The sequence below is a fragment of the Aquabacterium commune genome (genome assembly GCF_004362855.1).
GTDB lineage: Bacteria > Pseudomonadota > Gammaproteobacteria > Burkholderiales > Burkholderiaceae_C > Aquabacterium > Aquabacterium commune.
This window is the reverse complement of record NZ_SNXW01000001.1, coordinates 497,610-514,562: the sequence shown is the minus strand read 5'-3', so window position 1 is coordinate 514,562 and position 16,953 is coordinate 497,610. Positions and strand designations below refer to the sequence as shown.

Below are 16,953 nucleotides of genomic sequence, written 5' to 3'. Positions count from 1 at the left end.
GGTCTGTCCATCGACCCCTGCGAAGGAGGATCCATGGGCGTGGCCAGCCGTTTGTCTCAGCACCACCTGGTGTCCCGCCGCCGCGTGACGCGGCGCAAGCCTGTCGTGCGGCGCAAGCTCGCCTGGAACGATGCCATCGGCGCGGCGCCAGATGTGGCGCTGCCCACGCCACTGCCCGAGCCCAACGCCGATGGCCTGGCGCCCCTGGGCTTTGACGCCCCGCACGTGCCCAGCGCCCTGGACTTCCCCCTGACGACGCTCGGCTTCGGTGACCCCTTGCGCTGGCTGGCCGCAGGCTGGCAAGACTTCCGCCGCGCGCCCCACATCGGCTTGTTCTTCGGCGTGTGCTTCGTGCTGATGGGCTGGGCCCTGGTGGGCACCTTCCGCCGTGCGCCCGAATACACCCTGGCGCTGTCCGCAGGCTTCCTGCTGATGGGCCCCTTCCTGTGCTTGGGCCTGTACCACGCCAGCCGCGAGCTGGAAGAAGGGCACCGCCCGAGCTTTGGGTCGGCCTTGACGGCGTGGCGGCAAAGCGGCGCGCAACTGGCCATCTTCGCGGCCGTGCTGCTGGTCCTGGAGATGCTCTGGGGCCGCGCGGCCATGATCGTCTTCGCCATCAGCCTGGACGGTGTGCCCGACTTCAACCAACCCCTGGCCAGCTTCCTCACAGAGGAATACATCACCTTCGCCCTGATCTACACCCTGGTCGGCGCCGTGTTCGCCGGCCTCATCTACGCCATCAGCGTGGTCAGCATGCCCTTGCTGCTGGACCGCCAGGTCGATGCCGTTTCCGCCGGCCTCTTGAGCATGCGCCTGGTGCTCACGCAGACCGGGGTGATGCTGTGGTGGGCGGCCCTGATCGCCGGGCTCACGTTGCTGGCCCTCGTGCCCGGCTTCCTGGGCCTGTTGCTGGTTGGCCCGCTGCTGGGGCACGCGTCGTGGCACGCCTACCGTGCTGCGGTGCCGCGATGAACGCGCGCCGTGGCCACCCAAATGAGGGGGGTGTGATCACCGAGTGAAACTCCACGCCCTCGGCGGGCGTAGTGGTGGGCAGGCGGTGCGAACACAAGCGTGCCGGCATTGAAGGGGTGCGCATTGCACCCACGACCGACCCACCAGGAGTTCCAGATGATCAAGCTTTCCCTCATCGCCTCGGCCCTCGCCCTGGCATCCGTGGGCGCGCAGGCCGAAACCCTGTACGCGCTGACCACCGACAACCAGCTCATCACCCTCGACAGCGCGGCGCCCACCATGGGTTCGGCCGTGTCGATCACGGGCCTGGGCGCCAGCGAGCGCCTGCTGGGCCTGGACCTGCGCCCCAGCAACGGCCTGCTCTACAGCATCAGCAGCGCCGGCAAGCTGTACACCCTGGGCACCGACGGACAGGCGTCCTTCGTGGCGACCTTGAGCACCCCGATCACGGGCAGCGTTGGCTTTGACTTCAACCCGGTGGCCGACGTGAACGGCGCGGTGTCCCTGCGCGTGCTCACCACCGGTGGCAGCAACTACGCCGTCAACGCCAACAACGGCACCGTGACCACGCAAACCGCGGTGACCGCCGCTGGTTCGACCGCCAAGCTCGCCCTGACCGGTGCCGCCTACGCAGACAACGATGCCGACCTGGCCACCACGGCCGTCAAGCTCTACGCCATCGACACGGCCTCCAATGGCCTGTACTTCACCGGGGGTCCCGGTGGTGGTGTTTACAGCCGCGTGCGTGACCTGGGCGCCAGCAGCCTGAACGTGTTCGGCTTCGACATCTCGCGTTCTGGCGCTGCCTTCGCAGGCTTCACCTCGGCCGACGGCTACAGCGGCCTGTACGCGCTGGGCCTGGCCGCGGACGGCCAAACCACCTTCATCGGCGACTTCGGCATCAACGGCAACACCGCCATTGCGCCCATCGTCGGCCTCACCGCTGCCGTGCCCGAGCCGACCTCAGTCGCCCTGATGCTGGCCGGCCTGGGTCTGATGGGCCTGGTCATGCGTCGCCGCCAGGCCTGACGCGACATCCTCTTCCAGCCCCTGCGCCGGGGCTGCCAGCGACCTGCCAATGCGTTCTGCAACGTTTGGCAGGTTTTTTCATTGATAGCCATAAAGTTGTACAGATAACGATGCGCATTGCCGTCAATTTGACGCCAATTCAGCAGAGATACTTCGGTGATTTTTCTTCGTGAATAGCCCGAACGGGTTAATTGCTATGGATGTGTGACCCAGGCCTGCCATGGTCGCTGGCTAAGCTCAACTGCAAGCCGGTGATGGTCTGGCCAACGCCAACCAAGCCGATGTTCCTGCCCCAGCCCTCATGGAGTTCACAGATGTTCAAACCCTCTTTCATCGCCGCGGCCTTGTCCGTTGCTGCCTTCGGCGCCCAAGCCGAGGGCATGCTCGCCCTGACCAACAAGAACCAGTTGGTCCAGTTCGACAGCGGCAACACCGCTGCTGGCACCGTCATCGACATCACAGGGCTGAACCTGGCGGTTGGCGAGCGCCTGCTGGGCCTGGACCAGCGCCCCGTTACCGGTGACCTCTACACCCTCAGCAGCGCTGGCCGCCTGTTCACCTTGAGCGCCACCACCGGCGCCGCCACTTTCGCCGGCAGCCTGCGCGCCGACGCCACCCTGGGCGCCTCGAACACGGCCTTCACTGGCCTGAGCGGCCAGTCCTTCGGCTTCGACTTCAACCCCGTGCCCGACCTGGGCCAGAGCCTGCCCTCCCTGCGCGTGGTCAGCAACACCGGCCAGAACCTGCGCATCAACGTCAATGGCGCCAATGCCGGCCTGGTGCGGGTGGACACCCCCATCAACGTCGTGGTCGCCAACCCCAATGGCACGTCGCCCAGCGTGGTGGCCTCGGCCTACACGAACAACGACCGCGATGCCAGTACCGGCACCAGCCTGTACGCCATCGACGCCCGCGGCGATGCGCTCTACCAGCAAGTCAACGCCAACGGCGGCCAATTGAGCTACGTGGCCGACCTCAAGATGCTGGACATGGCCATGGGTCTGGGCGCGCTCGTGGGCGTCAACACCACCAGCGTGTCGTCCTTCGACGTGTCGGCCTCCGGCATCGCCTATGCCTCGTTGACCGACGAATTCACCGGCGACAACTGGCTGTTCTCGGTCAACCTGAGCGGCCAGCAACCTTCCCTGACCTACCTGGGCCTGTTCGGCCAGGCCGGCGTCAGCCTGGGTTCTGCCGTCATCGGCCTGACCGTCACCACCGCCGCGCCCGTGCCCGAGCCCACCGGCATGGCCCTGTCGCTGGCCGCCCTGGGCCTGATCGGCCTTGGCCTGCGCCGCCGCATGGTCTGAGCGTTGCGATGAGGGCACCTGCGGGTGCCCCTGCCGAAAAGGAAGTTTGAGCGACCTGCTCTAATGCGTTCATCCGCATCAGACAGGCCGCTTTTTTGCCTTCCTCGCTGTGAACCTTTCCCTGCGCACCCTGGCCCTGCTGGTCATCCCACCGATGATGTGGGCCGGCAATGCCGTCGTGGGGCGCATGCTGGTCGGCACCATGCCGCCCGTGGCCATGAACGCCCTGCGCTGGGGCCTCGTGGCCGTGCTGCTCGCGCCGCTGGCCTGGCGCGTCTGCCTGGCGCCCCGGCGCATCCTGTTGCGCTGGCCTTACCTCGCCCTCGTCGGCATGCTGGGCGTGGGCACTTACAACGCGCTGCAATACCTGGCCCTGCAGACCTCCACCCCGATCAACGTCACGCTGATCGGCGCGAGCATCCCCGTGTGGATGATGCTGGTGGGGCGCGTGGGTTTCGGGCAGACGCTGCAGGCGCGTCAATTGGTGGGCGCGGCCCTGTCCATTTTGGGTGTGTTGCTGGTGCTGGCGCAGGGCCAGTGGTCGGTGCTGCGCCAGGTGCAGCTTGTGCCGGGCGACCTGCTGATGCTGCTGGCCAGCCTGGCCTGGGCGCTCTACAGCTGGTGGCTGGCCCAACCGCCTGCCCACATGCGCGGCGATGCGCGACCTGACTGGGATTGGGCCGAGTTCCTCTGGGTCCAGGTGCTCTTCGGCGGCCTGTGGGCCCTGGGTTGCAGCGCGGTGGAAGCCAGCTGGCTCGGCGCACACACCCTGCCGGGCGCACCCGCGGTGTCCTGGTGGCCTCAGGGGTGGCGCACCTGGGCCGGGCTGCTCTTCATCGCCATCGGCCCGTCCATCCTGGCCTACCGCTGCTGGGGTTTGGGTGTGCAGGCGGTCGGGCCCAACCTGGCGGCTTTCTTCATCAACCTGACGCCGGTGTTCGCGGCGCTGTGGTCCGCGCTGTTCCTGGGCCAATGGCCCCGCTGGTACCACCCTTGCGCGCTGCTTTTGATCACGGCAGGCATCGCCGTGTCTTCGGGTTGGGTCCGGCTCAGAAGCGACCGCGGCCAGAACCGCGGCGCGACTTGAACGGCGGCTGCCCACGCCAGAAGCGCAGCATCAGCCAGCCACCCAGCATGCCGCCCAGGTGCGCAAAGTGCGCCACGCCCGACGCGGTGCCGGTCACGCCCATGAACAGCTCCAGACCGCCGTACACCGCCACGAAGACCTTGGCCTTCATCGGGATGGGCGGGAACAGCGGCATGATTGTCCGCTCCGGGAACATCATCCCGAAGGCCAGCAGCAGCCCGAACAGCCCGCCCGAGGCGCCCACCGTCGGGTTGCCCCAACCCACGAGCGCCGAAATCAGCAACTGCGTGGCCGCGGCCGTCAGCACGCTGGCGCCCAGGAATTCCATGTAGCGGCGCTGGCCCCAGATGCGTTCCAGCTCGCTGCCGAACATCCACAGGCCCAGCATGTTGAAGAACAGGTGCCCCAGCGAGCCATGCAGGAAGGCGTAGGTCAGCACCTGCCAGGGCATGAAACCACCGCTTTGCAGCGGCCACAGCGCCATGTTGAATGTCAGTGCGCGCCCCAGCAGTTCGTCCAGGAAAAACAGGGCCACGTTGACGAGGATGAGTGCCTGGGTGACGGGGGGCAGCGGCGGCATGGGCTCAACGGGGGAGGTGGAATGACCTTGCATGATAGGCCCGACCGACGCCCACCCGTTGCGCGGGGCTGACGCAGGGCGCATGGCCTGCCAGGCGATGCGGACATCCATCACGGTCTCTCGCTGTCTCGCCTTGTGCTATCCTCGCGCCTTTCACCAGTGCCCTGGTGGCGAAATCGGTAGACGCGCCGGATTCAAAATCCGGTTCCGCAAGGAGTGACGGTTCGAGTCCGTCCCGGGGCACCACTGTGCGCGATGAGCTACCCCACCCTTGAAGACGCCATCGGCAAAACCCCGTTGGTCCGCCTGCAACGCGTGCCGGGAGCCGACCGTGACGCCTGCGACGCCCGCGGCAACGTCATCCTCGCCAAGCTCGAAGGCAACAACCCGGCCGGCTCGGTGAAAGACCGCCCCGCCATCAACATGATCCGCCGCGCCGAAGAGCGTGGTGACATCAAGCCCGGCGACACCCTCATCGAAGCCACCTCGGGCAACACCGGCATCGCGCTGGCCATGGCCGCCGCCATCCGCGGCTACCGCATGGTCCTGATCATGCCGGAGGACCTCTCGATCGAGCGCGCCCAGACCATGAAGGCTTTCGGCGCCGAACTCATCCTCACGCCCAAGAGCGGCGGCATGGAATACGCCCGCGACCTCGCCGACCAGATGGTCCGCGAAGGCAAGGGCGTGGTGCTCGACCAGTTCGCCAACCCCGACAACCCGGCGGTGCATTACGACACCACTGGCCCCGAAATCTGGGCCGACACGCAAGGCCGCGTCACGCATTTCGTGAGCGCCATGGGCACGACCGGCACCATCACCGGCGTCTCGAAGTTCTTGAAAGAGCAGCGCGCCGAGGTGCGCATCGTGGGCGCCCAGCCGCAGGAAGGCTCGCGCATTCCCGGCATCCGCAAATGGCCCGAGGCCTACCTGCCCAAGATCTACGAGCCCAGCCGCGTTGACGAAATCATCCACGTCAGCCAGGCCGATGCCGAAGACATGGCCCGCCGCCTGGCGCGCGAAGAAGGCTTGTTCTGCGGCATCTCGGCCGCCGGCGCCTGCTGGGTCGCGCTGCAACTCGCGCAAACCGTGAGCAACGCCACCATCGTCTTCATCGTTTGCGACCGTGGCGACCGCTATTTGTCCACCGGCGTCTTTCCTGCATGATGGCACCCATGGACATCCACAAGGAACTCGACGCCCGCGGCCTCACCTGCCCGCTGCCCATCCTCAAGGCCAAGAAGGCCCTGTCGGACATGCACAGCGGCGAAGTGCTCAAAGTGCTGGCCACCGACCCCGGCTCCGTGCGCGACTTCCAGGCCTTTGCCCGCCAGACGGGCAACGACCTGCTGGAGCAGCAAGCCAGCGAAGTCAACGGCAAGCCCGAGTACGTGCACCTCTTGCGCCGGCGCTGACCCCACCCGCTGGCAGATGCCAATCAGGCGTCCCCCGGCGCATCCCCGTCTTGCGGCGCCGCCAGCCCCAGGTGCCTGAACGCTGCCGCCGTGGCGATGCGCCCACGCGGCGTGCGCTGCAGGAAGCCCTGCTGGATCAGGTAGGGTTCGATCACATCCTCGATGGTCTCGCGCTCCTCGCCGATGGCCGCCGCCACGTTGTCCAGCCCCACCGGCCCGCCGTCGAAGCGGTGGATGATGGCCTCCAGCAGTTTGCGGTCCATCACGTCGAAGCCGATCGGGTCCACGTCCAGCATGGCCAGCGCCTTGTCGGCCATCGCCTTGTCGATGCGGCCATCGCCCTTGACCTCGGCATAGTCGCGCACCCGCCGCAGCAAGCGGTTGGCAATGCGGGGCGTGCCGCGCGAGCGCCGCGCCACCTCCATCGCACCCACCGCGTCGATGGGCGCCCCCAGCAGGCCCGCTGAGCGCGTCACGATGCGCTGCAACTCCTCGGGCGTGTAGAACTCCAGCCGCGCCACGATGCCGAAGCGGTCGCGCAGCGGGTTGGTCAGCATGCCGGCGCGCGTGGTCGCGCCCACCAGCGTGAAGGGCTGCAGGTCGAGCTTGATGGAACGCGCCGCCGGCCCTTCGCCGATCATGATGTCGATCTGATAGTCCTCCAGCGCGGGGTAGAGGATCTCCTCCACCACGGGCGACAGCCGGTGGATCTCGTCGATGAACAGCACATCGTGCCGCTCCAGGTTGGTCAGGATGGCGGCCAGGTCCTTGGGCTTTTCCAGCACCGGCCCCGAGGTTTGGCGCAGGTTCACCCCCAGTTCGGTGGCGATGATGTGGCTCAGCGTGGTCTTGCCCAGGCCGGGCGGGCCGAACAGCAGCACGTGGTCCAGGGCCTCGCCCCGCTTGCGCGCCGCGCCGATGAAGATCTCCAGCTGCTCGCGTGCCTTCACCTGCCCGACGTACTCGTCGAGGTCCTTGGGTCGCAAGGCGCGTTCCAGCGCATCCTCGTGGGGCGACACCACGCCTGCCTCCACCATGCGTGCCGGCAGGCCGCCGTCCAGCGCTGCGCCCGGACTGCGTGGGGTGTCCCGCTGGGCCTGGCGCGGGGTGGCGCGCTTGCCCGCAGGGCCGAAATCGTCGGTCTGGATGCTCATGCGGCCATTATCCGGCGTCCTGATCTGTTGCGGTGAGGCAACATTGAGCCGCTTGGACTATCGTTATGACAACCCTGTCATCACCCACCTTTGAAAAATCTGGTGCAATGCAGTGCAGTTTCAGCAGCCTGAAAAGAGGTGACAACCCTGATCACCTCACCCGCACCACCTCGGTCGCGATCTGCTGAAGCCTCTGGTTCAACTTTGGAGATTTCAATGAAAAAGACTGTGCTGGCCCTGGCCGCCATCGCCGCCTCCTCTGCCGCTTTCGCTCAATCGTCGGTGACCCTGTACGGCCTGGTCGACGCTTCCGTTGAGTCCGTCAAGGGCAACACCGCTGGCAAGGGCACCACCTTCAACCGCGTTTCCTCCGGCAACCTGGTCACCTCGCGCCTGGGTTTCAAGGGCGTGGAAGACCTGGGTGGTGGCCTGAAGGCCAAGTTCCAACTGGAAGCCGCTGTGTCTGCTGACACTGGCGCTTCTGCTTCCGGTGGTCGTTTCTTCGACCGCGCTGCATGGGTTGGTCTGGCTTCGGCTGAAGCCGGCGAACTGCGCATCGGTCGTCAGGACTCCCTGATCGGTGCCCAGATCGTTGACGCGATCGGCGCTTATGCTTACGACGCTTCCGTTGTGGCCGTGACCCTGGGTGGCTCCACCTTCCGTCGCATCGACAACGCCCTGACCTACATCGCCCCGACCTTCGTGCCTGGTCTGACCGTGTCGGCTCAGTACAGCACTGCGATGGATTCCAACACTGCCAACAACGCAGAAACTCAGTCGGTCACTCCTGGCTCTGTGATTGGCCGTGGCTTTGGCTTCTCGGCCAACTTCGTGCAGGGTCCCCTGTCGGCTGGTGCCAGCTACATCCAAGTGAACAGCGCAAACAAGGCTGCCACCACGGGTGAGCAAGAGAACGTCGGCCTGTTCATCTACGGTGCCTACGACCTGGGCGTGGCCAAGCTGACCGCCTACTACAACGACGACAGCAACGACGGCAACCGCCGCTTCGATGGCCGTCGCCTGTACGGCATCAACGCCGCTGTGCCCGTGGCCACCGGCCTGACCGTGAGCGGTGGCTACGGCTACGCTCGCAACGTCGGCACCACCGTGTCCACCACTGGTTTCGCTGCCAACGCGCTTACCGGCGTGACTGGCAAGAACGCCAAGAACGACAACGCTGGCATCATCACCCTGAAGGCCCAGTACGACCTGAGCAAGCGCACCGCTGCTTACGCTTTGTTCACGCAAGTGCAAAACAGCGACAAGGCTAACCTGGCTTTGGTCAACGCGACCACCCAGACTGCTGACAAGTCGTCGCGCGGTCTGGCCGTCGGTATCCGTCACGCCTTCTGATCTGGCTCTCGCCTGATCTGATCGCAAAAAGGGGCTTCGGCCCCTTTTTTCATGCCTGTTCACGGGCGATGCGGGGCTTCGGCCCCGTTGCTCATCTGGCTGGCCTGCGCGTTCCTTTGCGCTGCATCCAAAGTCTGTCGTGTTTTATGTAGCCGTGGCGCAACAACCTATGGCAAACCTGAGGATGCGGCGCGTACGCCTCGGCAACAATTTCTCACGCCCCCGATTCAAGGGGGGTTTCAGGAGAATCACATGCAAAAGCGCGTTCTGTCCTCGGCCATCGCTCTGGCCCTGACCGCCCTGGCCTCGGGCTCCGCTCTGGCTCAATCCAGCGTCACCATCTACGGCAACATCGACGTTTCCTTCGACCGCATCAAGAAGGACGCCGGTAGCGCCGACTACACCGCCTTGATCGGCTCGGCTGGCAACGCCGCCATCAACGGTCGCCAAAGCATCACCCGTGTCGGCCCTGACATGAGCTCGCAATCGTCGTTGGGCTTCAAGGGTGTGGAAGACCTGGGCGGTGGCTACAAGGGCAACTTTGTCCTGGAAGGCCAGATGGGCATCGACAACGGCGCCCTGCTGCGCGACGGCCGGCTGTTCGGTCGCCAAGCCTTTGTCGGCCTGACCACTCCGTTTGGCGAACTGCGCCTGGGCCGTCAGTACGCTCCGATCTTCTTCTCCAGCGCAGTGATCACCACCGAGCGCTTCGGTGGCACCGACCAGTTCGTCGAAGGCGGTCTGACCAACGCCTTGAACATCCGCTGGGACAATGCCATCACCTACTCTGCGCAAGTGGACGGTTTCCGTGGCCAGCTGGGCTTCTCGCCGAATGCTGGCGTGGCTGACTTCGTCAACGCCAACCGTGGGGCAGCCGGCGGCGATGCCAATGGCTCCATCCTGGGTGGCAACAACAGCGGCTCCTCCAGCGAGAAGACTTCGGGCCGTGGCCGCAGCTATGGCGCCTTTGGTGCTTACAACCTGCAAGACCTGACCCTCAGCCTGGGCTACGGCGCCACCAGCTTCAAGAACGTCAATGTGGGCCTGCTGACGGCTTCGTCGACTCCCACTGCGCTCTTCCAGTTGGGCGACTACAAGGTGTGGAACCTGGGTGCCAAGTACGTCCTCAAGGACCTGGGCCTGACGTTCAACGGTACTTTCGGCCGCGGCACGTATGACGTTTCTCTGGCGAACGTCTCCGCTGGCGGCGCTGCCATCGCACGCAACGTTCTGGGCCTTGAGACCGGCAGCCTGGCTGTGAGCTCCTTGGTGCTGGGCACCCGCTACGACATCGGTGCCATGGGCTTCCTGGCCCAGTGGTCTGAAGTCAAGTTCCGCAACGAAGGCCGCGGCAAGAACCAGGGCATCACCCTGGGTGCCGAGTACTCGCTGTCCAAGCGCACCACCCTGTACACCCGCTATGCCCAAGTCAAGGACAGCGGCACCGGCCCGGCCGTGGTTTTCGCCTTGACCGGTATCCGCGAAGTGCCGTCGCTGGGTCTGAGCGTGCCGCCCGCTCCGGACGGCAAGGTCAGCATGTTCGGTCTGGGCGTTCGCCACAACTTCTGATCCGAGCCCACAGTTCGAATCAGCTTGAAAGCCGCCCTCGGGCGGCTTTTTTCATGTCGGCATCGTGCTGGCACACACACCATGACAAACGGGCCGCACCTGCTGGAGGTGGGCCCGTCGTCGTGTCTGCTGACCCGTCAGGCCAGCCTCGGTTCAACCGGTCAGATCAAGCGCTCGTTGGCGATCAACTGCGCCACCGTTTCGCGTTCCCGGATCACCCAGGTCTGGCCGCCATCGACCATGATTTCCGCCGCACGCCCACGGGTGTTGTAGTTGCTGGCCATGGTCATGCCGTAGGCGCCGGCCGACAGCACGGCCAGCACATCGCCGGGCTCGACGCTCAGGGCGCGGTCGCGGCCCAGCCAGTCGCCCGATTCGCACACCGGGCCCACCACGTCCCACACCTGCGCCTGCTCTGGCGCACGCTGCTGCGTGTTGACGATGCCCATCCAGGCCTCGTACAGCGCCGGACGCATCAGGTCGTTCATGGCGGCATCGACGACGCAGAAGTTCTTCTGCTCGCCTTCCTTCAGGAACAGCACCTCGGTGAGCAGCACGCCGGCATTGCCCACCAGCGAGCGGCCGGGTTCGAACATCACCTGACGGTGGCCGTGGCCACGGGCGTCGATGCGCGCCAGCAGCTGGGCGATGAGCTCGTCGGCCTTCGGGGGCACTTCGTCGGTGTAGGTGATGCCCAGGCCGCCGCCCAGGTCCAGGTGGTGGATGCGGATGCCCTTGGCTTCGATGGCGTCCACCAGGTCGAGCACACGGTCGAGCGCGTCCAGGTAGGGGCTCACGTCGGTGATTTGCGAGCCGATGTGGCAGTCGATGCCCACCACCTCGATGCCAGGCAGGCTGGCCGCGCGCTCGTAGGTGGCCAGAGCGTGGTCATGTGCCACGCCGAACTTGTTGCCCTTCAGGCCTGTGGAGATGTAGGGGTGCGTACCGGCATCGACATCGGGGTTGACGCGCAGGCTCACGCGGGCGGTCAGGCCCAGGCCGTGCGCCACTTGCGACAGCACCTCCAGCTCGGCCGTGCTTTCCACGTTGAAGCACTTCACGCCGACCTTCAGCGCCTCGGCCATCTCGGCGCGTGTTTTGCCCACGCCTGAGAACACCACCTTGGCCGCGTCGCCACCGGCCGCCAGCACGCGTGTCAGTTCGCCCGACGAGACGATGTCGAAGCCGCATCCGGCCTGTGCGAAGGTCTGCAGCACGGCCAGGTTGGAGTTCGCCTTGACCGCATAGCAGATCAGGTGTTCGCGGCCCTGCAAGGCCTGTTGGTAGGGCGCCAGCGCCGCCAGCATGGCCTGGCGCGAGTACGCGTACAGCGGGCTGCCGTGTTGGCGCACCAGCTCGCGCAGGTTGACGCCGTCAAGGCACAGGTCGGGGCCTTGCCAGGCCAGGAAGGGGGAGCCGGGGAGGGTCATCGTGCGGGTGTGTTCGGGGTGGAGGGCGCAGTGGCAGGCGCTGGTGCGGACGTGTCAGCCGACGTGGCGGTGGTCGGCGGCCCCGGCAGGTACAGCGGGCCTTTGAGGCCGCAAGCACCCAGCAAGGGCGCGACGGACAACGTGAGGCACAGGGTCACCCACACGGTGCCGCGCCGCACAGGCGCGCGACTGCCTAGAATTTGAGGATTGCGAATCATGCCCACATTCTAAGGAAGCCGCCATGCCGATCCCCGCCACGCCCGCCGAAACTGGCGCTGTCTCCCCCTCCGTGGCAACTTTGAGCGATGTCCAGTACCACGAGGCGGTGCAGGCCGCGCTGTCGCGCATCGAACGCACGGTGGACCGTTGGCTGGAGGACGACGTCATCGACATTGATGGCGCGCGCACCGGCAACATGCTCACACTGAGCCTGCCGGACCGCAGCCAGCTCATCGTCAACGCACAGCCGCCGCTGCAGGAGCTGTGGCTGGCGGCCCGCCGCGGTGGTTTCCACTTCAAGCTGGACGCCACGGGCGCCTGGCGAGACTCCCGCTCCGGGCAGGAGTTCTTCGCGCTGCTGTCCGAGTGCGCCTCGGAGCAGTCCCGCGTGACGCTGCAGTTTTGAGCGACAGCGCGGCGTCCTGCCGCGCCGCCTCACTCGCTCTTGTTGGCGCTGTTGCCGAACAGGTCGAGGATGCCCTTTTTCTCCTCGGGCGAGGTGGGGGCCGGGGTGCTGCGGTCCTCGGCGTCCGGGCTGAGCTCCTTGACGCCGGTGCTGGCGGTGTATTCCTCGTAGAACCATTCGCCACCGATGTTGACCAGCCCCTCGGGCACAGAGGGCTCTTCCACGGACACGCCTTTGAGCGCGGTGCCCATGAAGTCGATCCACACCGGCAAGGCCAGGCCGCCGCCCGTTTCCTGGTCGCCCAGCTTGCGCGGCTGGTCGTGACCGATCCACACCACGGCCACGTTGTGGGCGGTGTAGCCGGCGAACCAGGCGTCCATCGAATCGTTGGTGGTGCCGGTCTTGCCGTACAGGTCGGGGCGCTTGAGCGTGGCCTGGGCGCGTGCGGCCGTGCCTGAGCGGGTGACTTCCTGCAACAGGCTGCTCATGACGAAGGCGTTGCGGGCGTCGATGACGCGCATGCTTTCGTCCAGCGTGGCCGGGCGGTACTGGGCCAGCACATGGCCGCGGTTGTCGCTCACCTTCGTGACCAGCGTCGGGTTGACGCGGTAGCCACCGTTGGCGAACACGCCGTAGCCATTGGCCATCTGCAGCGGTGTGACCGAGCCTGCGCCAAGCGCCATCGTCAGGTAGGCGGGGTGCTTGTCGGCCTCGAAGCCAAAGCGTGTGATCCAGTCCTGGGCGTATTTGGCGCCCACCGACTTCAACACGCGGATGGAAACCATGTTCTTGGACTTGGCCAGGCCACGTCGCAGCGTCATCGGGCCTTCGAACTTGCCGTCGTAGTTCTTGGGCTCCCAGGCCTGACCGCCGGTGGTGCCGGCATCGAAGAACAGCGGCGCGTCGTTCACGGTGGTGGCGGGCGTGAAGCCTTTTTCCAGTGCCGACGAGTAGATGAAGGGTTTGAAGCTCGAGCCCGGCTGGCGCCAGGCCTGCGTCACGTGGTTGAACTTGTTGCGGTTGAAGTCGAAGCCGCCGACCATGGCGCGGATCAGGCCCGTGCGCGGATCCAGCGACACGAAGGCGCCTTGCACCTCGGGGATCTGCACCACGCTCCAGTTGCCTTTGCCGTCTTTGACGACGCGCACGATGGCGCCGCGGCGGATCTGCTGCTTGGGGTTGGCCTTGTCGCTCAGGGCGTTGCCCACGGCGCGCAGGCCATCGGCGCCGATGTCGAGCTGCTCGCCCGATTGCAGCACGGCCTGGATGCGCTTGGGCGCTGCGCCCATGACCACGGCGGCGCGCATGTCGTCGCTGTCCGGGTGCTCTTCCAGCGCTTCGGCGATGCGCACGTCCACCAGCTTGGGGTCGGCCGGCAGGTCGATGTAGCCCTCGGGGCCGCGCCAGGCCTGGCGGCGCTCGAAGTCCAGCAGGCCCTTGCGCAGGGCCTTGTAGCCGGCTTCCTGCTCGGCCATGTTGATCGAGGTGTGCACGTTCAGGCCGCGGCTGTAGGCCTCCGCACCGTACTGGTCCTGCATCAGCAGGCGGGCGGCTTCGGCGGCGTACTCGGCGTGCACGGGGATGGGGGCCTTGGTGCGGTAGCGCAGCTCCTCGGCTTTGGCGGTGCTGCGCTGTTCGGCGGTGATGAAGCCGTTCTCGAACATGCGGTCGATGATGTACTGCTGGCGCAGGCGCGCGCGCGGCGGGTTGCGCACCGGGTTGTAGGCCGAGGGCGCCTTGGGCAGACCGGCCAGCATGGCGGCCTCGGCCACCGAGATGTCCTTGATGGGCTTGCCGAAGTAGGTGTCGCAGGCGGCTGCAAAGCCATAGGCGCGTTGGCCGAGGTAGATCTGGTTCATGTAGAGCTCCAGGATCTGGTCCTTGCTCAACAGGCTCTCGATTTTCAGCGCCAGCAGGATCTCGTAGATCTTGCGCGTCAGCGTCTTCTCGGTGGGCAAGTAGAAATTGCGCGCCACCTGCATGGTGATGGTGGACGCGCCCTGGCTGCCTGCTTCACCGAAGTTGGCCAGGCCGGCGCGCAACACCCCCAGGAAGTCCACGCCGCCATGGCGGTAGAAGCGGGCGTCCTCGATGGCGAGCACGGCGTTGCGCATCACCGGGGGGATGTCCTGGATGGGCAGGAAATTGCGCTTTTCCTCGCCGAACTCACCGATCAGGACCTGGTCGGCCGAGTACACCCGCATGGGCATTTTGGGTCGGTAGTCGGTCAGTCCCTTGACATCGGGCAGGTTGGGGTAGGCAACCGCCAGCCCCACGCCCACCAGCAAGACGCCGCTGAGCAGGCCCGCCAGGCCCAGCCCCGCCAGGATCAGGGGCGCGCGGATGAACCATTGCCGCCACCAGGGCCGGGCGCCGCCGCTGGTGCGGCTGGCAGAGGGTGAAGAAGAACCGGAAGGGGCGGAATCGCTCATGGATGGTGCTCGCAGACGTGGAGGGATTATAGAAACCCTGGCACGCCCCCGACGCCCGGCCTGGGTGAGGCGGGGGAAATGCTTGCAAATGGTTGATTTTGAAACGGTCTGTAAGGCGTGTGCATACCGCAACGTGTGGGGGATTTCTCCTGCTTTATCTGCATTCGCGATCAAAACCTTTGCTGATAGGATTCAAGTGGTTTATTAACTTTCCTGCGCTAACTTCGGCGCACGGGGGACGGTGTGAGCTTTCTAGACACGCTCTTGGGCCGCAAGCACGCGCAGATGATCGGGCTGGACATCAGCTCGTCCAGCGTGAAGCTGGTGGAGTTGAGCCAGACAAACACGGGTGAATATGTCCTGGAGCGGTTTGCGTCCGAGCCGTTCGAGAAGGGCTGGATTGCCGACGGGCAGATCGAGAAATTCGACGAGGTCGCCGAAGCCGTGCGCAAAGTCGTGACCAAGAGTGGCACCCGCACCAAGCACGTGGCCATGGCCATGCCCCAGTCGGCCGTGATCACCAAGAAAATCATGCTGCCGGCCGGCTTGCGTGAAGAGGAAATGGAGCTGCAGGTCGAGGCCGAAGCCAACCAGTACATCCCGTTTTCGCTGGACGAGGTCAGCCTCGATTTTTGCGTCATCGGCCCCAGCACCACGTCTGCCGGTGACGTGGAGGTGCTGATTGCCGCATCGCGCAAGGACCGCGTCCAGGACCGCCAAGGTCTGGCCGAAGCCGCGGGCTTGAAGCCCGCCATCCTCGACATCGAATCGCACGCTTCGCGCCTGGCCATGCAACGCCTGGTGGCCGCACTGCCCGGCGAGGGCAAGGACGCGCTGGTTGCGTTGTTCGAAATCGGCGCGGAAAACACCAGCCTGAAGGTGCTGCGCGACAGCGAATTGCTCTACGACCGCGACCAGGCATTCGGGGGTGCCCAGCTCACCCAGCTGATCTCGCGTCAGTACGGTTTTTCCTTCGAGGAAGCCGAAACCAAGAAGCTGGCCGGTGACTTGCCCGAAGACTTCCAGAACACCATCCTGAGCCCTTTCGTGGACAGCCTGTCGCAGGAAATCGGTCGGGCCCTGCAGTATTTCTTCACCAGCACGCCGCACCACAAGGTGCACTACGTGATGCTGGCGGGCGGCACGGCCACCTTGCCTGGACTCAAAGACCGCGTCACCGAGTTGACCGGCTTTGCCTCCATGGTCGTCAACCCCTTCGATGGCATGAAGCTGGGAGCCTCGGTGCGTGAAAGCAAGTTGCGGCGCGAGGCGCCGTCCTACCTGACGGCGTGTGGTCTGGCCATGCGGAGGTTCCTCGCATGATCCTGATCAACCTCCTGCCTCACCGCGAGGAAAAACGCCGCCTGCGCAAGCAGGCTTTCTTCGCTGGATTGGGCCTGGCCGTGGGCGTGGGCGGTCTGCTGGTTTCTGGCGGCTATGCCGTGCAGCAGCAGATGATCTCCAACCAGCAGGCGCGCAACGATTACCTGGCCGCTGCCAACCGCAAGCTGGACGAGGAAATCAAGGACGTGTCTGCGCTGAAGGCCGAGATCGAGTCCCTCAAGGCGCGCCAGCGTGCCGTGGAAGACCTGCAGACCAACCGCAACATGCCGGTCTATTTGCTCAACGAGTTGGTGGCCCAGACGCCCGAAGGCATCTACCTGAGCTCGATCCGCCAGGACGGCCGCACGGTGATGGTCACGGGCATGGCCCAGACCAACGAGCGCGTCTCCGAGTTCCTGCGCAACACCGGCAACCGTTCGACCTGGCTGGAACGCCCTGAGCTGCAGGAGATCAAGGTGTCTGCCGTGGCGCAGAAGGATGCGCGCAACCCCAAGCGCCTGTTCGAGTTCTCCATGCGCCTGACGCTCAAGCAGCCGCAAGACGTGGACGAAGCCGCTGGCGGCGCCGCCGCACCCGCGGGTGCCAAGGGCCGCAAGGCACCTGGCCGTCCCGCGCTCGCCCCTGTGGCTGCCCCGCAGTCCTGAGGAGCACAC

At 65.8% G+C, this 16,953-nt stretch carries 16 protein-coding genes and 1 tRNA gene; 12 read left to right on the top strand and 5 right to left on the bottom strand.

What is annotated here, in order from left to right:
- Positions 1–33: 33 nt before the first annotated feature.
- From EV672_RS02290 to EV672_RS02275, 4 genes are all read left to right on the top strand, one after another.
- On the top strand, positions 34–972 hold the full coding sequence (locus EV672_RS02290) for a DUF2189 domain-containing protein (protein WP_133605942.1): 939 nt from the start codon (positions 34–36) through the stop codon (positions 970–972).
- 156 nt (positions 973–1,128) lie between these two features.
- Positions 1,129–2,001, top strand: a complete 873-nt coding sequence (locus tag EV672_RS18935; protein ID WP_133606471.1) for a DUF4394 domain-containing protein — start codon at positions 1,129–1,131, stop codon at positions 1,999–2,001.
- Between the two features lie 314 nt (positions 2,002–2,315).
- A complete protein-coding gene (locus EV672_RS02280) occupies positions 2,316–3,311 on the top strand; it encodes a DUF4394 domain-containing protein (RefSeq protein WP_166643416.1) in 996 nt (331 codons plus the stop codon).
- 109 nt (positions 3,312–3,420) lie between these two features.
- Positions 3,421–4,398: a DMT family transporter gene (locus EV672_RS02275; protein WP_133605940.1), complete on the top strand. Its 978-nt coding sequence runs from the start codon at positions 3,421–3,423 to the stop codon at positions 4,396–4,398.
- On the opposite strand, the gene EV672_RS02270 is transcribed toward EV672_RS02275, so the two are convergent.
- On the bottom strand, positions 4,361–4,978 hold the full coding sequence (locus tag EV672_RS02270) for a rhomboid family intramembrane serine protease (RefSeq protein WP_133605939.1): 618 nt from the start codon (positions 4,976–4,978) through the stop codon (positions 4,361–4,363). The two genes, EV672_RS02275 and EV672_RS02270, sit on opposite strands and share 38 nt — an antisense overlap.
- A 161-nt stretch (positions 4,979–5,139) precedes the next feature.
- On the opposite strand from EV672_RS02270, the gene EV672_RS02265 reads away from it, so the two are divergent.
- The 3 genes from EV672_RS02265 (at position 5,140) to EV672_RS02255 (ending at position 6,393) form a co-directional block, all read left to right on the top strand.
- Positions 5,140–5,224 (top strand) — tRNA-Leu (locus EV672_RS02265).
- Positions 5,225–5,233: 9 nt separating this feature from the next.
- Complete coding sequence (gene cysM / locus EV672_RS02260) at positions 5,234–6,145, top strand: cysteine synthase CysM (RefSeq protein ID WP_133605938.1); 912 nt, start codon at positions 5,234–5,236, stop codon at positions 6,143–6,145.
- A gap of 8 nt (positions 6,146–6,153) precedes the next feature.
- Complete coding sequence (locus EV672_RS02255) at positions 6,154–6,393, top strand: sulfurtransferase TusA family protein (RefSeq protein ID WP_133605937.1); 240 nt, start codon at positions 6,154–6,156, stop codon at positions 6,391–6,393.
- Between the two features lie 23 nt (positions 6,394–6,416).
- On the opposite strand, the gene ruvB is transcribed toward EV672_RS02255, so the two are convergent.
- A complete protein-coding gene (ruvB, locus tag EV672_RS02250) occupies positions 6,417–7,547 on the bottom strand; it encodes a Holliday junction branch migration DNA helicase RuvB (protein ID WP_424923097.1) in 1,131 nt (376 codons plus the stop codon).
- A gap of 216 nt (positions 7,548–7,763) precedes the next feature.
- On the opposite strand from ruvB, the gene EV672_RS02245 reads away from it, so the two are divergent.
- The gene (locus EV672_RS02245) at positions 7,764–8,900 is read left to right on the top strand and encodes a porin (protein WP_133605936.1); all 1,137 of its coding nucleotides are present in this window, start codon (positions 7,764–7,766) and stop codon (positions 8,898–8,900) included.
- Between the two features lie 252 nt (positions 8,901–9,152).
- Positions 9,153–10,469: a porin gene (locus EV672_RS02240; protein ID WP_166643415.1), complete on the top strand. Its 1,317-nt coding sequence runs from the start codon at positions 9,153–9,155 to the stop codon at positions 10,467–10,469.
- A 161-nt stretch (positions 10,470–10,630) separates the two neighbouring features.
- Here the strand turns inward: EV672_RS02240 and lysA are convergent, their stop codons facing one another.
- Both lysA and lptM read right to left on the bottom strand, forming a co-directional pair.
- Positions 10,631–11,899: a diaminopimelate decarboxylase gene (lysA, locus tag EV672_RS02235; RefSeq protein ID WP_133605934.1), complete on the bottom strand. Its 1,269-nt coding sequence runs from the start codon at positions 11,897–11,899 to the stop codon at positions 10,631–10,633.
- Positions 11,896–12,117: an LPS translocon maturation chaperone LptM gene (lptM, locus tag EV672_RS18930; protein ID WP_133605933.1), complete on the bottom strand. Its 222-nt coding sequence runs from the start codon at positions 12,115–12,117 to the stop codon at positions 11,896–11,898. The genes lysA and lptM overlap by 4 nt, the downstream gene beginning before the upstream one ends.
- Positions 12,118–12,140: 23 nt before the next feature.
- On the opposite strand from lptM, the gene cyaY reads away from it, so the two are divergent.
- Complete coding sequence (cyaY, locus tag EV672_RS02225) at positions 12,141–12,524, top strand: iron donor protein CyaY (RefSeq protein ID WP_133605932.1); 384 nt, start codon at positions 12,141–12,143, stop codon at positions 12,522–12,524.
- A gap of 29 nt (positions 12,525–12,553) precedes the next feature.
- Here cyaY and EV672_RS02220 read toward each other — a convergent pair whose 3' ends face one another.
- Complete coding sequence (locus tag EV672_RS02220) at positions 12,554–14,956, bottom strand: penicillin-binding protein 1A (protein WP_133605931.1); 2,403 nt, start codon at positions 14,954–14,956, stop codon at positions 12,554–12,556.
- Between the two features lie 285 nt (positions 14,957–15,241).
- Between EV672_RS02220 and EV672_RS02215 the strand changes: the two genes are divergently transcribed.
- Both EV672_RS02215 and EV672_RS02210 read left to right on the top strand, forming a co-directional pair.
- A complete protein-coding gene (locus EV672_RS02215) occupies positions 15,242–16,279 on the top strand; it encodes a pilus assembly protein PilM (protein WP_133606467.1) in 1,038 nt (345 codons plus the stop codon).
- Positions 16,276–16,944 carry a PilN domain-containing protein gene (locus tag EV672_RS02210; protein WP_133605930.1) on the top strand — a complete coding sequence of 223 codons (669 nt, stop codon included), beginning with the start codon at positions 16,276–16,278 and terminating at the stop codon, positions 16,942–16,944. Before EV672_RS02215 ends, EV672_RS02210 begins: the two co-directional genes overlap by 4 nt.
- Positions 16,945–16,953 lie beyond the last annotated feature (9 nt).

What these genes read in the sequence shown, in the direction of transcription:
- EV672_RS02280 (WP_166643416.1), top strand. Translation starts at nt 2,316, where the DNA reads ATGTTCAAACCCTCTTTCATCGCCGCGGCCTTGTCCGTTGCTGCCTTC.
- EV672_RS02210 (WP_133605930.1), top strand. Translation starts at nt 16,276, where the DNA reads ATGATCCTGATCAACCTCCTGCCTCACCGCGAGGAAAAACGCCGCCTG.
- EV672_RS02215 (WP_133606467.1), top strand. Translation starts at nt 15,242, where the DNA reads ATGATCGGGCTGGACATCAGCTCGTCCAGCGTGAAGCTGGTGGAGTTG.
- EV672_RS18935 (WP_133606471.1), top strand. Translation starts at nt 1,129, where the DNA reads ATGATCAAGCTTTCCCTCATCGCCTCGGCCCTCGCCCTGGCATCCGTG.
- EV672_RS02240 (WP_166643415.1), top strand. Translation starts at nt 9,153, where the DNA reads ATGCAAAAGCGCGTTCTGTCCTCGGCCATCGCTCTGGCCCTGACCGCC.
- cyaY (WP_133605932.1), top strand. Translation starts at nt 12,141, where the DNA reads ATGCCGATCCCCGCCACGCCCGCCGAAACTGGCGCTGTCTCCCCCTCC.
- cysM (WP_133605938.1), top strand. Translation starts at nt 5,234, where the DNA reads ATGAGCTACCCCACCCTTGAAGACGCCATCGGCAAAACCCCGTTGGTC.
- lptM (WP_133605933.1), bottom strand. Translation starts at nt 12,117, where the DNA reads ATGATTCGCAATCCTCAAATTCTAGGCAGTCGCGCGCCTGTGCGGCGC.
- ruvB (WP_424923097.1), bottom strand. Translation starts at nt 7,547, where the DNA reads ATGAGCATCCAGACCGACGATTTCGGCCCTGCGGGCAAGCGCGCCACC.
- EV672_RS02255 (WP_133605937.1), top strand. Translation starts at nt 6,154, where the DNA reads ATGGACATCCACAAGGAACTCGACGCCCGCGGCCTCACCTGCCCGCTG.
- EV672_RS02270 (WP_133605939.1), bottom strand. Translation starts at nt 4,978, where the DNA reads ATGCCGCCGCTGCCCCCCGTCACCCAGGCACTCATCCTCGTCAACGTG.
- EV672_RS02290 (WP_133605942.1), top strand. Translation starts at nt 34, where the DNA reads ATGGGCGTGGCCAGCCGTTTGTCTCAGCACCACCTGGTGTCCCGCCGC.
- lysA (WP_133605934.1), bottom strand. Translation starts at nt 11,899, where the DNA reads ATGACCCTCCCCGGCTCCCCCTTCCTGGCCTGGCAAGGCCCCGACCTG.
- EV672_RS02245 (WP_133605936.1), top strand. Translation starts at nt 7,764, where the DNA reads ATGAAAAAGACTGTGCTGGCCCTGGCCGCCATCGCCGCCTCCTCTGCC.
- EV672_RS02220 (WP_133605931.1), bottom strand. Translation starts at nt 14,956, where the DNA reads ATGAGCGATTCCGCCCCTTCCGGTTCTTCTTCACCCTCTGCCAGCCGC.